Origin of the sequence: Propionivibrio dicarboxylicus (assembly GCF_900099695.1) — a bacterium.
Taxonomy (GTDB): domain Bacteria; phylum Pseudomonadota; class Gammaproteobacteria; order Burkholderiales; family Rhodocyclaceae; genus Propionivibrio; species Propionivibrio dicarboxylicus.
This window is the reverse complement of record NZ_FNCY01000032.1, coordinates 1-15,788: the sequence shown is the minus strand read 5'-3', so window position 1 is coordinate 15,788 and position 15,788 is coordinate 1. Positions and strand designations below refer to the sequence as shown.

General features: G+C 58.9%; 13 protein-coding genes and 1 tRNA gene. All 14 read right to left on the bottom strand.

The features are described 5' to 3' along the window. On the bottom strand, positions 1-92 hold a 92-nt coding region (locus BLR25_RS20560; protein ID WP_017173303.1), incomplete at its 3' end, for a GTP-binding protein. 19 nt (positions 93-111) lie between these two features. Further along, complete coding sequence (fusA, locus tag BLR25_RS20555; protein WP_091940678.1) at positions 112-2,205, bottom strand: elongation factor G; 2,094 nt, start codon at positions 2,203-2,205, stop codon at positions 112-114. 64 nt (positions 2,206-2,269) lie between these two features. Next, a complete protein-coding gene (gene rpsG / locus BLR25_RS20550; RefSeq protein ID WP_091940676.1) occupies positions 2,270-2,740 on the bottom strand; it encodes a 30S ribosomal protein S7 in 471 nt (156 codons plus the stop codon). A 96-nt stretch (positions 2,741-2,836) separates the two neighbouring features. After that, complete coding sequence (rpsL, locus tag BLR25_RS20545) at positions 2,837-3,214, bottom strand: 30S ribosomal protein S12 (protein ID WP_091940674.1); 378 nt, start codon at positions 3,212-3,214, stop codon at positions 2,837-2,839. Positions 3,215-3,383: 169 nt separating this feature from the next. After that, positions 3,384-7,592: a DNA-directed RNA polymerase subunit beta' gene (rpoC, locus tag BLR25_RS20540; protein ID WP_091940672.1), complete on the bottom strand. Its 4,209-nt coding sequence runs from the start codon at positions 7,590-7,592 to the stop codon at positions 3,384-3,386. Positions 7,593-7,680: 88 nt separating this feature from the next. Then, a complete protein-coding gene (gene rpoB / locus BLR25_RS20535) occupies positions 7,681-11,964 on the bottom strand; it encodes a DNA-directed RNA polymerase subunit beta (RefSeq protein ID WP_091940670.1) in 4,284 nt (1,427 codons plus the stop codon). A gap of 234 nt (positions 11,965-12,198) precedes the next feature. Further along, positions 12,199-12,573 (bottom strand): 50S ribosomal protein L7/L12, encoded by a 375-nt coding sequence (rplL, locus tag BLR25_RS20530; RefSeq protein ID WP_091940668.1) that lies wholly within the window; start codon positions 12,571-12,573, stop codon positions 12,199-12,201. 63 nt (positions 12,574-12,636) lie between these two features. Then, positions 12,637-13,134, bottom strand: a complete 498-nt coding sequence (gene rplJ / locus BLR25_RS20525; protein WP_091940666.1) for a 50S ribosomal protein L10 — start codon at positions 13,132-13,134, stop codon at positions 12,637-12,639. 271 nt (positions 13,135-13,405) lie between these two features. Further along, positions 13,406-14,095 carry a 50S ribosomal protein L1 gene (rplA, locus tag BLR25_RS20520; RefSeq protein WP_091940664.1) on the bottom strand — a complete coding sequence of 230 codons (690 nt, stop codon included), beginning with the start codon at positions 14,093-14,095 and terminating at the stop codon, positions 13,406-13,408. 1 nt (position 14,096) lies between these two features. After that, complete coding sequence (gene rplK / locus BLR25_RS20515) at positions 14,097-14,528, bottom strand: 50S ribosomal protein L11 (protein ID WP_091940662.1); 432 nt, start codon at positions 14,526-14,528, stop codon at positions 14,097-14,099. 132 nt (positions 14,529-14,660) lie between these two features. Continuing rightward, complete coding sequence (nusG, locus tag BLR25_RS20510) at positions 14,661-15,194, bottom strand: transcription termination/antitermination protein NusG (protein WP_091940660.1); 534 nt, start codon at positions 15,192-15,194, stop codon at positions 14,661-14,663. Continuing rightward, positions 15,191-15,544 carry a preprotein translocase subunit SecE gene (gene secE, locus BLR25_RS20505; RefSeq protein WP_091940658.1) on the bottom strand — a complete coding sequence of 118 codons (354 nt, stop codon included), beginning with the start codon at positions 15,542-15,544 and terminating at the stop codon, positions 15,191-15,193. The genes nusG and secE overlap by 4 nt, the downstream gene beginning before the upstream one ends. A 24-nt stretch (positions 15,545-15,568) precedes the next feature. Then, positions 15,569-15,644, bottom strand: a tRNA-Trp gene (locus tag BLR25_RS20500). Between the two features lie 51 nt (positions 15,645-15,695). Further along, a partial coding sequence (locus BLR25_RS20495; protein ID WP_218122836.1) for an EF-Tu C-terminal domain-related protein occupies positions 15,696-15,788 on the bottom strand: 93 nt, incomplete at its 5' end.

Sequence of the window (15,788 nt, the reverse complement as noted above, 5' to 3'; positions counted from 1 at the left end):
GCCGCCGTCAGCGTCGTCTTACCATGGTCAACGTGACCAATCGTGCCGACATTCACGTGCGGCTTCGTACGTTCAAATTTTGCCTTAGCCATAGCAGTTTCCTCTGTACAGTTATTTCTTGTTGATCACGGCCTCAGCGACGTTCTTCGGCGCTTCGACATAGTGTTTGAATTCCATCGAGTAGGTAGCACGCCCTTGCGACAGCGAGCGAACCGTCGTCGAATAGCCGAACATCTCGGCCAACGGCACTTCGGCTTTCACCGCCTTGATACCGCCAGGAATGTCTTCCATTCCCTGGACGATGCCGCGACGGCTCGACAAATCGCCCATGATGTTGCCCATGTACTCTTCCGGCGTTTCGACTTCAACAGACATCATCGGCTCAAGCAGCGTCGGTTGCGCCTTGCGCATACCTTCCTTGAATGCCATTGACGCAGCCATACGGAACGCATTTTCGTTCGAGTCCACATCGTGGTACGAACCATCAAACAGCGTGAATTTCATATCGACAGTCGGATACCCGGCGAGCACACCGCTCTTGACCGCCTCTTGCAGCCCCTTATCCACCGCCGGAATGTATTCGCGCGGCACGGTTCCGCCTTTGATGGCGTCAACGAACTCGTAGCCCTTGCCAGCTTCGTTCGGCTCGATTTTGAGCCAAACATGGCCGAACTGACCCCGTCCGCCGGACTGCTTGACGAATTTTCCTTCCTGTTCGACCGCCTTCTTGATGCATTCGCGATACGCCACTTGCGGCGCGCCGATATTGGCTTCGACGCCAAACTCGCGCTTCATGCGGTCGACGATGATCTCGAGGTGCAACTCACCCATGCCCGAGATAATGGTCTGACCGGATTCTTCATCGCTGCGAACGCGGAACGACGGGTCTTCCTGCGCTAGACGTCCCAGTGCGATACCCATTTTTTCTTGGTCGGCCTTGGTCTTCGGCTCAACGGCGATATGGATCACAGGCTCCGGGAACTCCATGCGCTCCAGAGTAATCGGCGCTTCCGGATCACACAGGGTCTCGCCCGTCGTGACATCTTTCAGACCGACGCAAGCTGCAATGTCTCCGGCCAGAATTTCCTTAATTTCGACCCGGTTGTTGGCGTGCATTTGCAACACACGTCCAATCCGCTCTTTGCGGCCCTTGACCGGATTGAAAATCGTGTCGCCGGATTTCAGCACGCCGGAATAAACGCGAACGAAGGTCAACTGCCCGACGTAGGGATCGGTCATCAGCTTGAACGCCAGCGCCGAGAACTTCTCGTCATCGGCAGCTTTGCGCGAATCCGGCTTACCGTCGTCATCTTCGCCCGCCACATCGTCGATATCAACCGGCGAGGGCAACAGCTCGATCACGGCATCCAGCATGCGCTGCACGCCCTTGTTCTTGAAGGCGGTACCGCACAGCATGGGCTGAATTTCACAGGCGATCGTGCGCGTGCGCAAGCCCTTGATAATTTCGGCCTCAGACAACTCGCCAGCTTCGAGATACTGATTCATCAGTTCTTCGGAAGCCTCGGCAGCGGACTCAACCATCTTGGCGCGCCACTCTTCGGCAAGCTCCTGCAGGTCGGCCGGGATGTCGCGGTATTCGAACTTCATGCCTTGGGACGCCTCGTCCCAAATAATCGCTTTCATTTTGATGAGGTCAACAACCCCTTCAAAACCTTCTTCCTTGCCGATCGGGATGACGACAGGCACAGGACTGCCCTTCAGACGCGTCTGCATCTGATCGACAACCTTGAAGAAGTCGGCGCCCTGGCGGTCCATCTTGTTGACGAACGCCAGACGCGGCACCTTGTATTTATTGGCTTGGCGCCAAACGGTTTCCGACTGCGGCTGCACGCCACCGACCGCGCAATACACCATGCACGCACCATCAAGAACACGCATCGAACGCTCGACTTCGATCGTGAAGTCGACGTGTCCCGGGGTGTCGATGATGTTGAACCGGTGCTCGGGGAATTGCATGTCCATCCCCTTCCAGAAGCAGGTCGTCGCGGCCGACGTAATGGTGATGCCGCGCTCTTGCTCCTGCTCCATCCAGTCCATGGTGGCAGCGCCGTCATGAACTTCACCGATCTTGTGGTTAACACCGGTGTAGTAGAGGATACGCTCGGTCGTCGTAGTCTTGCCGGCGTCGATGTGCGCGCTGATACCGATATTACGGTAGCGCTCAATGGGTGTTTTACGAGCCACAGTAGGAACCTTTATTGATAAAGAACAAGCGTCGGGAGACAACCTCCCGACGATGAAACACTCTTTAGAACCGGAAGTGCGCGAATGCCTTGTTGGCGTCCGCCATGCGGTGAACTTCGTCGCGTTTCTTGACGGCACCGCCACGATTTTCGGCCGCTTCAAGCATTTCGGCAGCCAGACGCTGGTCCATCGACTTTTCCGAACGCTTACGCGCCGATTCGCGCAGCCAGCGCATCGCCAGCGCCATACGGCGGCTCGGACGCACTTCGACCGGCACTTGGTAGTTAGCGCCACCGACACGGCGGCTCTTGACTTCGACGAGCGGCTTGACGTTGTTCATGGCAAGACCGAACACCTCGACCGGGTCCTTGCCCGCCTTGTTGGTGATGATGTCAAACGCGCCATAAACGATGCGCTCGGCAACCGACTTCTTGCCGCTCAGCATGATGGTGTTGATGAACTTGGAGACTTCGACATTGCCAAACTTCGGATCCGGCAGAATGTCGCGCTTGGGTACTTCACGACGACGTGGCATAACAACAACCTTTCAATATGGATTCAGTTGAAAACCGAAGCGGTCGCCCCGATCTTCGCGACCACCCAGCAGAGTGGCCACTTACTTGAGCAGCAATTAGGCTGCCTTCGGACGCTTCGTACCGTACTTCGAACGGCTCTGCTTACGATCCTTGACGCCCTGCGTATCGAGCGAACCGCGCACGGTGTGGTAACGCACACCCGGCAAGTCCTTCACCCGGCCGCCACGAATCAGGACCACCGAGTGCTCCTGCAGGTTGTGGCCTTCACCGCCGATATACGAGATGACTTCGAAGCTGTTGGTCAGACGCACCTTGCAGACCTTACGCAACGCGGAGTTCGGCTTTTTCGGCGTCGTCGTATACACGCGAGTACACACACCACGCTTCTGCGGGCAGTTCTGCAGCGCAGGAACCTTGCTCTTGCTGACGACTGCCTCACGCGGCTTGCGCACCAGCTGGTTAATGGTTGGCATATTTCTATCCCTATTCAACCTGTGACGCGACGCCCCGAAGAAGCGACAGCGCCACAAACACCCCAAGGCGAACAGCAGTTCGCCCTGGCACATTTTTTATAAAAAGCATGGGCAATGATTAGCCTATGCCGACAAAGACCGGGGATTCTATGAGCAATCAACCCCCAAGTCAACCCGCTGCGGAATCCGTCCCGACCTCGCTGACCGTCGGCGCCACCGATTCCTCGATGACGTCCGGCGCCAGATCGAAGCCGGAAGTGTTGCTCTTGCGCATCCGGTGATACGCCAACCCGGTACCCGCAGGAATCAGGCGACCAACGATGACGTTCTCCTTCAAACCACGCAACTCGTCGCGCTTGCCCATGATCGCAGCCTCGGTAAGCACGCGCGTCGTTTCCTGGAACGATGCGGCGGAAATGAAGGAGTCCGTCGACAGCGACGCCTTCGTAATACCCAACAGCACCGGTTCGTACGTTGCCGGCAACTTGCCCGGCTCAAGCGCATCATTCTCATCCAGCAGATGCGCCTTCTCAACCTGTTCGCCACGGATGAACTTGGTATCACCCGGATCGACAACGATCGCACGGCGGAGCATCTGACGGACGATCACTTCGATGTGCTTGTCGTTGATCTTCACACCTTGCAGACGATACACGTCCTGAACTTCGTCGGTGATGTAGATCGACAGCGCCTCGACGCCCTGCAGACGCAGGATATCGTGCGGATCCGGCGCACCGTCGACAATCATTTCGCCCTTGTTGACGACCTGGCCGTCGTGCACCAGCACGTGTTTGTCCTTCGGAATCAGATACTCGTGCGTCGCACCTTCGAGATCGGTAATGATCAAGCGCTGCTTGCCCTTGGTATCCTTACCGAACGAAATCGTGCCGGTGAATTCGGCCAGCATGCCGGCATCTTTCGGCGTACGCGCTTCGAACAGTTCCGCCACACGCGGCAGACCGCCGGTAATGTCGCGAGTCTTGGCCGATTCCTGCGGCAGACGCGCCAGCACGTCACCGACCGAGATCTGCTGACCGTCGACCACGTTGATGATGGCGCCGACCTGGAAGGTGATCGTCACCGCATGGTCGCTGCCGTGCATGCGCACTTCTTCGCCGTTGGCGTCGTAAAGTTTGACCTGCGGACGCAGACCCTTGCTCGGCGCCTTACCGCCACGCTTCGGATCAATGACGACGAGCGTCGACAGACCCGTTACTTCGTCGATCTGCTTGGCAACCGTCACACCTTCTTCAACGTTCTCGAACTTCACGAGACCTGCGTATTCGGCAATGATCGGACGGGTGTGCGGATCCCAGGTCGCGAGCTTGGCACCCGCCTTGACCTGCTGGCCATCCGAGACCTGCAGCGTTGAACCGTACGGCACCTTGTGACGCTCGCGCTCGCGGCCGTTGTCGTCGGCAATCAACACCTCGCCGGAACGAGTAATAACGATCTTCTCGTCCTTGGCACTGGTCACATAACGCATGGTCGCCGTAAAACGCACCACACCGGCGCTCTTCGTTTCCACTTGGCTTGCGACCGCCGCACGCGAGGCCGCGCCACCGACGTGGAAGGTCCGCATCGTCAACTGCGTTCCCGGCTCGCCGATCGACTGGGCTGCGATGACACCGACCGCTTCACCGACGTTCACCAAGGCTCCGCGCCCCAGGTCGCGGCCATAGCAGTTGGCGCACAGACCGTAGCGGGTTTCGCAGGTCAGCGGCGTACGCACGCGCACTTCGTCAATGCCGAGCTTGTCAATCAGATCGCACAGGTCTTCGTTGATCAGCGTACCGGCTTCAATCACCGTTTCGTCCGTTTCCGGATCGGCGACGTCATTGATGGTCACGCGACCGAGGATACGCTCGCGCAAGGGCTCGATCACTTCGCCCCCCTCGATCAGCGCCTTCATCGTCACGCCATTCTGCGTGCCGCAATCCTCTTCGATGACGACGAGATCCTGCGTCACGTCGACAAGACGCCGCGTCAGGTAACCCGAGTTCGCCGTCTTCAAGGCGGTATCGGCCAGACCCTTACGCGCACCGTGCGTCGAGATGAAGTACTGCAGAACGTTCAGACCTTCGCGGAAGTTCGTGGTAATCGGCGTTTCAATAATCGAGCCGTCCGGCTTCGCCATCAGGCCGCGCATACCCGCCAGCTGACGGATCTGGGCCGCCGAACCCCGGGCGCCCGAGTCGGCCATCATGTAAATCGAGTTGAACGATTCCTGCTTGACCGTCTTGCCCTGGTAATCGACGACTTCTTCCTGGCCCAACTGCTCCATCATCACCTTGGCAACCTGATCACCGGTACGACCCCAGATATCGACGACCTTGTTATAGCGTTCGCCGTTGGTCACGAGACCGTTGGTGTACTGGCTCTCGATCTCCTTAACTTCCTTCTCGGCAGCAGCGATGATCTCCGGTTTCTGGGTCGGCACCAGCATGTCGTCCGAACAGATAGAGATGCCCGCGCGCGTCGCCAGACGGTAGCCGTTCTGCATCAGCTTGTCGGCGAACACCACGGTTTCCTTGAGACCGCAGCGACGGAAGGCAGTGTTGATCAGACGCGAAATTTCCTTCTTCTTCAGCGGCCGGTCAAGCACGCTGAACGGCAGGCCCTTCGGCAGGATTTCCGACAGCAGGGCACGGCCGGCGGTCGTGTTGTAGCGCGTCAGTTTTTCCTTCCAGTTACCTTCGTCGTCCTTGACCTGCTCTTTGATGCGCACCGAAATCTTGGCATGCAGATCGAGCTCGCCAGCGTTCAGAGCGCGCGTGATTTCAGCAAGGTCGGCAAACGACATGCCTTCGCCGCGAGCGTTGATGCGGTCACGGGTGGCGTAGTAAAGACCGAGAACGATATCCTGCGACGGCACGATGATCGGGTCGCCGTTCGCCGGCGACAGCACGTTGTTCGACGCCAGCATCAGCGTCCGTGCTTCCATCTGCGCTTCGAGCGACAGCGGTACGTGCACGGCCATCTGGTCACCGTCGAAGTCGGCGTTGAACGCCGCGCAGACGAGCGGATGCAACTGGATCGCCTTGCCTTCGATCAACGTCGGTTCGAACGCCTGGATACCGAGACGGTGCAGCGTCGGCGCACGGTTGAGCATGATCGGATGTTCGCGGATCACCTCTTCGAGGATGTCCCACACCACCGGCTCCTGCATTTCAACCATCTTCTTGGCTTGCTTGATGGTCGTCGCCAAGCCCATCAGTTCAAGCTTGTTGAAGATGAAGGGCTTGAACAGTTCGAGCGCCATCAGCTTCGGCAGGCCGCACTGATGCAGTTTGAGTTGCGGACCGACGACGATGACCGAACGGCCGGAGTAGTCGACGCGCTTACCGAGCAGGTTCTGACGGAAACGACCGCCCTTGCCCTTGATCATGTCGGCCAGCGACTTGAGCGGACGCTTGTTCGCACCGGTCATGGCCTTGCCGCGACGACCGTTGTCGAGCAGCGAATCGACGGCTTCCTGCAGCATGCGCTTTTCGTTGCGAACGATGATTTCCGGCGCCTTGAGTTCGAGCAGGCGCTTCAAGCGGTTGTTACGGTTGATGACGCGACGATAGAGATCGTTCAGATCGGAGGTCGCGAAACGGCCGCCGTCGAGCGGCACCAGCGGACGCAGGTCCGGCGGCAGAACCGGCAGCACTTCGAGAATCATCCACTCCGGCTTGATCCCGGATTTCTGGAAGCCTTCCAGAATCTTCAGGCGCTTCGAATACTTCTTGCTCTTCGTTTCAGAGGAGGTCGTCTCAAGCTCGGCGCGCAGGCGGTCGACTTCTGAATTGATGTCGATCGAACGCAGCAGTTCGCGAATCCCTTCGGCGCCCATGGCTGCCTGGAATTCGTCGCCGTGCTCTTCCATGATTTCGAGGTACTGGTCTTCGGTCAGCAACTGAGCGCGCTGCAGATTGGCCACCATGCCGGGATCGCAGACGACGAAGGCCTCGAAGTAGAGCACGCGCTCGATGTCGCGCAGCGTCATGTCGAGCACCATACCGAGACGGCTCGGCAGACTCTTCAGGAACCAGATGTGGGCGACCGGCGAAGCCAGTTCGATGTGAGCCATGCGCTCACGACGAACCTTCGACAAGGTCACTTCGACGCCGCACTTTTCGCAGATCACACCGCGGTGCTTCAGTCGCTTGTATTTGCCGCACAGGCACTCGTAATCCTTGATCGGGCCGAAGATCTTGGCGCAGAACAGACCATCGCGCTCGGGTTTGAAGGTCCGGTAGTTGATCGTCTCCGGCTTCTTGACTTCGCCGTACGACCAAGAGCGGATCTTGTCCGGCGAGGCCAAGCCGATGGTAATCGCATCGAATTGTTCTTCCTGCGTTACCTGTTTGAACAAATCAAGCAGTGCTTTCATTTTTCACTCCGTTCGGGGTGACAACCCACATTCCTCAAGGCTGCCGCCGACGGCGGCAGCCACTGTTTCTTTCACGCGTCGTGCTGTCTCAGAACCGCTCAAGGTCGATATCGATCGCCAGCGAGCGGATTTCCTTGACCAGCACGTTGAACGATTCCGGCATGCCGGCGTCGATCTTGTGATCGCCCTTGACGATGTTCTCGTACACCTTGGTCCGGCCATTCACGTCGTCCGACTTGACCGTCAGCATTTCCTGCAGCACGTAGGACGCGCCGTAGGCTTCCAGCGCCCAGACTTCCATTTCGCCGAAACGCTGACCGCCGAACTGTGCCTTACCGCCCAGCGGTTGCTGGGTCACCAGCGAGTACGGACCGGTCGAACGCGCGTGCATCTTGTCATCGACGAGGTGGTGCAGCTTCAACACATGCATGTAGCCGACCGTCACCTGACGCTCGAACTGCTCGCCAGTACGTCCATCAAAGAGCGTCATCTGACCCGACTCGGGCATGCCAGCCAAGCGCAGCATGTCCTTGATTTCGGCTTCATGGGCGCCATCGAACACTGGCGTCGCAAACGGCACACCTGCCTCGAGGTTGCTCGCCATTTCCATGACCTCGGTATCGGTCAGTTCGTTGATATCCTCGGGCTTGCCGTTGCTGTTGTAGACCTTTTCGAGGAATCCACGCACTTCCGCCGCATTCGCCTGACGCCGCAGCATCTCACCAATCCGGAAGCCAAGCCCCTTGGCGGCCAACCCGAGGTGCACTTCCAGCACCTGACCGACGTTCATCCGGGACGGCACGCCGAGCGGGTTGAGGACGATATCGACCGGACGGCCATCGGCCATGTACGGCATGTCCTCGACCGGCACGATGCGCGACACGACACCCTTGTTACCGTGACGACCGGCCATCTTGTCACCCGACTGCAGGCGACGTTTGACGGCAACGTAGACCTTGACCATCTTCTGCACACCCGGCGGCAGTTCGTCGCCCTGCGTGAGCTTCTTGCGCTTTTCTTCGAAAGCGACGTCGAAATCCTTGCGCGTCTGCTCAAGACCGTCGCGCAACGATTCGAGCTGCTGGGCGACTTCGTCGTCAGCCATGCGGATGTCGAACCAGTGATGCGGATCGATACCATCCAGGTACTCCTTGGCGATGACGGTACCCTTGGTCAAACGCTTCGGACCGCCATTTGCCGGCTTGCCGACGATCAGGCGCTCAACCCGGGCGAACGCGTCGCGTTCGACGATACGGAGCTGATCCGCAAGATCGAGTTTGTAGCCGCGCAGATGGTCGTCGATGATCGACTGGGCGCGCTTGTCGCGCTCGATGCCTTCGCGGGTGAACACCTGCACATCGATCACCGTACCGGCAATACCCGAGGGCACGCGCAGCGAGGTGTCCTTAACATCGGACGCCTTCTCGCCAAAGATCGCTCGCAGCAGTTTTTCTTCCGGCGTCAGCTGGGTTTCGCCCTTCGGCGTCACCTTACCAACCAGCACGTCACCGGCTTCGACTTCAGCACCGATGTAGACGATGCCCGATTCGTCGAGGCGCGAGAGTTGCGCCTCACCGAGCGACGCGATGTCGCGGGTGATTTCTTCCGGCCCGAGTTTGGTGTCGCGAGCGACCACCGTCAGTTCTTCGATATGGATCGAGGTGAACCGGTCCTCAGCAACGACGCGTTCGGAGATCAGGATCGAGTCTTCGAAGTTGTAACCGTTCCACGGCATGAAGGCGATCAGCATGTTCTGACCGAGCGCCAGTTCGCCCTTGTCGGTCGAGGCGCCGTCGGCGACCACGTCGCCCTTGGCGATGATGTCACCGACACGCACCAACGGACGCTGGTTGATGTTCGTGTTCTGGTTCGAGCGGGTATATTTGACGAGGTTGTAGATATCGACGCCAACTTCACCCGGCACCGTTTCTTCGTCATTGACGCGGACGACGACGCGCGACGCATCGACGTAATCGACGACACCACCGCGTAGCGCCTGCACTGCCGTACCCGAGTCGACCGCAACGGTACGCTCGATGCCAGTACCGACGACCGGCTTTTCCGGACGCAGACAGGGAACCGCCTGACGTTGCATGTTGGCGCCCATCAAAGCTCGGTTCGCGTCATCGTGCTCCAGGAACGGGATCAGCGACGCGGCGACGGAGACGATCTGACCCGGGGCCACGTCCATGTAATTGACGCGGCCCGGCTCGGCCAGAATCGTTTCACCCTTTTCACGGCAGGTCACCAGATCATCAAGCAGTTGACCATCATCACCGAGTGCAGCATTAGCCTGAGCGACGATATAGGCACCTTCTTCAATCGCCGACAGATATTCGATCTGATCGGTTGCCTTGCCGTCGATCACCTTGCGGTAGGGCGTCTCCAGGAAGCCGTATTCGTTAGTCCGGGCATAGAGGGCCAGCGAGTTGATCAGACCGATGTTCGGACCTTCCGGCGTCTCGATCGGACAGACACGACCATAGTGCGTCGGATGCACGTCGCGGACTTCGAAGCCGGCGCGTTCACGCGTCAGACCCCCCGGGCCGAGTGCGGAAACACGACGCTTGTGGGTGATTTCCGAGAGCGGGTTCGTCTGGTCCATGAACTGCGACAACTGGCTCGACCCGAAGAATTCACGCACCGCAGCGCTGATCGGCTTGGCATTGATCAGATCGTGCGGCATCAGATTGTCGGACTCAGCCTGGCTCAGGCGCTCCTTGACGGCGCGCTCGACGCGGACCAGACCGGCACGGAATTGGTTTTCGGCCAGTTCGCCGACCGAACGGACACGACGGTTACCGAGGTGGTCGATATCGTCGATGTCGCCTCGGCCATTGCGCAGTTCCACCAGAATCTTGATGACTTCGACGATGTCGCGCGGCGACAGCGTCAGTTGCTCACCGACGGTTGCCGAAACGCCGTGCGCCTTCAGTTGCGCAGCCAGAGCGGCGGCTTCTTCCTGTGTCAGGTTCTCGGCGACGGCACGGGTGCCATAGACGAGTTCGCTGAGCAGCAGTTCGACCGCCTCGCGCGTACCGCCGGCCGTATTGATGATCGTCTCGATGATCGCGTCGCGCTTGGCCGGGACGTTCTTGACCATGACCTTGTATTCGACGACGTCGCTACGACCGACGCGGCGATTGAACTTCATCCGACCGACACCCGACAGATCATAACGCTCGTCGGAGTAGAACAGGCCGTTGAAAAGGATTTCGACGGCTTCGTCCGTGGGCGGCTCGCCCGGGCGCATCATCCGGTAAATGGCGATGCGCGCAGCCTGCTTCGATGCCGTTTCATCGGTCCGCAGGGTCTGCGAGATGAAACCGCCACGATCCAGATCGTTGATGTAGAGCGTCTGCAGTTCCTCGACACCTGCCTCGACCAGCTTGGCCAGCAGCGTATCGGTGATCTCGTCGTTCGCATTCGCGAGAATCTCGCCGGTATCAGTGTCGATGATGTTCTGTGCGACGATGCGGCCGATGATGAAATCTTCCGGCACCGCGATCTGACGAATGCCGGCGGCGTCGAGTTCGCGAATATGCTTGGCGGTAATCCGCTTGTCCTTGGCGACGATCGTCTTGCCGGACTTGTCGTTGAAATCGAAGCGTGCCACTTCGCCACGCAGGCGTTCCGGCACCAGTTGGAACTCGACGTGCTTCTTGCTGAGCATGAAGGTGTCGAACTCGAAGAATTCACGCAGGATCTGCTCGGGCGTCAGGCCGATCGCCTTGAGCAGCGTCGTCACCGGCATCTTGCGCCGACGGTCGACGCGGAAAAACAGGATGTCCTTCGGATCGAACTCGAAATCGAGCCACGAGCCGCGGTAAGGAATCACGCGGGCCGAGAACAGAAGCTTGCCGGAACTGTGCGTTTTACCGCGGTCATGCTCAAAGAAGACGCCCGGCGAACGGTGCAACTGGGAAACGATGACACGCTCGGTGCCGTTGATCACGAAGGAACCCGTCGTCGTCATGAGCGGAATCTCGCCCATATAGACTTCCTGCTCCTTGACTTCCTTGATGGTGTCCGGCGTCTCGCGATCCATGATCACGAGGCGGACTTTGGCGCGGAGCGCCGACGCGAAGGTCAATCCGCGCTGCTGGCACTCCTTGACGTCAAACGCTGGCTCTGCCAGCGCATAGCTGACGAATTCCAGCCGGGCATTGCCACTGTGGCTAACGATTGGGAAAATCGAGCTAAACGCCGCCTGCAATCCCTGGTTCTTGCGCTGCACCGGCGGCACAGCCGCCTGCAGAAAGCCGGTGAAGGATTCCAACTGCGTCGCCAGCAAAAAGGGAACGTCAAGCACGTTGGCGCGCTTGGCGAAACTTTTGCGGATACGTTTTTTCTCGGTGTAGGAGTAGGTCATGGTTGCTCCGAGCTCAGAAAGCACAATCCTCTAGCGCAACCGTCAGTGAGGAGAAAATCACTGACAGAAGGCAATGGACAAATACAAGGGCACGCCGTCACCGCACACGCGCTTGTCTTTGCGCACTACCTCGCGCTACTGAAACGGGAAACAGCTTCGTATGAAGTCGTTTCCGGAAAAGCACAAAAGGGCCGGCGGTCCCAAGGACAGCCAGCCCAGCTGAAAAAGCTGAAATTACTTGACTTCAACCTTGGCGCCAGCGTCCTCGAGTTGCTTCTTGAGCGCTTCAGCATCGGCCTTGGCAATGCCTTCCTTGACGGCCTTCGGAGCACCATCAACGAGGTCCTTGGCTTCCTTGAGGCCGAGGCCGGTCGCAGCACGCACGACCTTAATGACTTCAACCTTCTTCTCGCCAGCACCGAGCAGCATGACCGTGAATTCGGTCTGCTCTTCGGCCGGCGCGGCCGCGCCACCAGCGCCCGGCGCAGCAACGGCCATAGCAGCCGCCGAAACGCCAAACTTCTCTTCGAACGCCTTGACGAGGTCGTTCAAGTCCATGACCGTCATGTTGCCGACGGCTTCCAGGATGTCTTCTTTAGTAATAGCCATAATCAAATACTCCTAAATCCGGATACGAAAAAAAGCAGTCTATGTAGTGAGGTGCAAAGTCGATCAAGCAGCGGCTTCTTCGCGCTGCTTGGCCAGAGCGCCCAGCGCGACGGCGAAGCCGGAAACCGGCGCCTTCATCACACCCAGCAACTTGGCGAGCAGTTCTTCGCGGCTCGGGATCGACGCGAGCGCTTGCACGCCGGCCTTGTCGAGCACCTTCCCGGCATAAGAACCAGCCTTGAGCACCAACTTGTCGTTGGTTTTCGCGAAATCGTTCAACACCTTCGCCGCAGCCACCGGATCCTCGGAAATACCGTAGATCAAGGGACCTTTCATTTGCGGCGCGAGATCAGCGAACGCGCTGCCCTCGACGGCACGACGCACCAGGGTGTTCTTCAGCACGCGCAGATAAACGCCAGACTTGCGCGCCTGAGCCCGCAGCTTGGTGAGGTGAGCCACCTCAATCCCGCTGTACTCAGCCACGACGATTGTCTGGGCGTTGGCTACTTGTGCCGACACCTCTGCCACGACGGCTTTTTTGTCATCAAGATTAAGACCCATGGGTCTTTCCTCCTATCAAGTCAACACGCGATGGAAGCTTGAGCCTCCATCACTCCCACGGCGACCTGAACCAGGAGCACCGGCAGCACACCAACCACTGCCAAACAATCCTGTTTCGGGGTACACCGTCTACGCAGGCCGCTCATACACTTAAGTCTTCGGGGACACCCCTCCGACACCTGCGGTCTTTGACGATCTGCGAACCAATGTTGCCGGCCCACAGCCCAAAGTTAGTTCCGTGACCCGCTTGCGCGGGCCACGCCATTCAAACTTACAGCGACGTCGCGTCGACGCGGACGCCCGGGCCCATCGTGCTGGACACCGAAATCTTCTTCAGGTACTGACCCTTCGAAGCAGCAGGCTTGGCCTTAACCAGCGCATCCACGAGCGCCTTCAGGTTTTGCTCGAGTTGCTCGGGCGAGAAGGACGCGCGACCGATCGTGCTGTGAACGATACCGCCCTTGTCGGTCCGGTACTGCACTTGACCCGCCTTGGCGTTCTTGACCGCGCCCGCGACGTCCATCGTCACCGTGCCGACCTTCGGGTTCGGCATCAGGCCGCGCGGGCCGAGGATCTGACCGAGTTGGCCGACGACGCGCATCGAATCCGGCGTGGCGACGACCACGTCGAAATTGATATTGCCAGCCTTGACTTCAGCAGCGAGGTCGTCGAAACCGACGATATCCGCACCGGCAGCCTTGGCGGCTTCGGCCTTGTCGCCCTGGGCGAACACCGCAACACGCACGGTCTTGCCGGTACCGGCGGGCAGAACCACCGAACCACGGACCAACTGATCCGACTTGCGAGCGTCGATGCCGAGACAGACAGCGATGTCGATCGACTCGTCAAACTTGGCCGTCGCGAGCTCCTTGGCCAGCTTCAGCGCATCAGCGACCGCATAATTCTTGGCGCTATCGATTTTGCCTTGCAGGGCCTTTTGGCGCTTGGTAATCGTTGCCATCTCAGAGGCCCTCCACCGTGATGCCCATCGAGCGGGCGCTGCCAGCGATCGTGCGCACCGCCGCATCCATGTCGGCAGCCGTCAGATCGGGCATTTTTTGCGTGGCGATCGCCTCGCACTGGGCGCGGGTCAGCTTGCCAACCTTGTCGGTATGGGGCTTCGGACTACCCTTTTGAATACCGGCGGCCTTTTTGATCAGGATCGTCGCCGGCGGCGTCTTCATGATGAAGGTGAAGCTCTTGTCCGCAAATGCGGTGATCACCACCGGAATCGGCAGGCCCGGCTCCAAGCCCTGCGTCTGGGCATTGAAGGCCTTGCAGAATTCCATGATGTTCAGACCGCGCTGACCGAGCGCGGGGCCGATGGGAGGCGACGGATTCGCCTTGCCCGCCGGCACTTGCAGCTTGATAAAGCCGACAATTTTCTTTGCCACGGTAATACTCCTTTATCGGGTACAAACGCGCCAAAAGACGCTCCCCATTAACAACCATAGCGGCCCGAGGGCCGCGCTTCTCACGACCCCGGCATCACGCCGGGCGGTCGCATCCTGCAAGAACCAAGTCGATCAGCTCTTCTCGACCTGGCCAAACTCCAACTCCACCGGCGTCGCCCGACCAAAAATAGTCACCGACACCCGCAGGCGATTCTTCTCGTAATTGACATGCTCGACCGTACCGTTGAAATCGGTGAACGGACCATCCTTGACGCGGACGATCTCACCCGGTTCGAACAGCACCTTGGGACGCGGCTTCTCAACCCCATCCTGCATCTGTTGCATGATTTTCTCGACTTCCTTCTCGGAAATCGGCGTCGGGCGGTTAGCTGTGCCACCGACAAAACCAGTGACTTTCGGCGTGCTTTTCACCAGATGCCAGGTCTCGTCGTTCATTTCCATCTCGACGAGTACATAGCCCGGGAAGAACTTCCGCTCGGAAATGCTTTTCTGGCCCGACTTCAGCTCGACAACCTCTTCGACCGGGACCAGCACCTGGCCAAAAGCGTCCTGCATGCCATTGCGGGCAATGCGCTCAACCAGCGCCCGCTGTACGCTTTTCTCGAAGCCGGAATAGGCATGAACCACATACCATCGCTTGCTCATGACTTTCTCCACTGGAGAATGAGGTCGTACAACGCCCATTCGATGCTTTTATCGGTAACCCAGAGGAAAATCGCCATGATGACCATGAAGGCAAAAACCAGCCCGGTCGTCTGCAAGGTTTCCTTGCGCGTGGGCCACACCACTTTCTTTGCCTCAGCAGTGGATTCCTTGGCGAAGCTGAAGAACTCGCGCCCCGGCTCGGTTTGCCAGGCAAGCGCCGCAGACGCGGCAACGCCGGCCAACACAGCCAGCACGCGGATAATCATGGCCTGTTCGCCAAGCAGGTAGAAACCCGCCACGCCGACAACCAGTAACAACAGCGCCAACGCAAACTTGATCTTATCGGCCATCGATTCGCTTGATCAATTAAAGAGTGGCAGGGGCAGAGGGTCTCGAACCCCCGACCTTCGGTTTTGGAGACCGACGCTCTGCCAATTGAGCTATGCCCCTGCAGCAGAGACAGAGGCGTTCGGGTTAGAACGCCTCCTTGTTTATCGCAAATTACTCGATGATTTTGGCGACGACGCCGGCACCGACGGTACGACCACCTTCGCGGATGGCGAAACGCAGACCTTCTTCCATCGCGATCGGGCA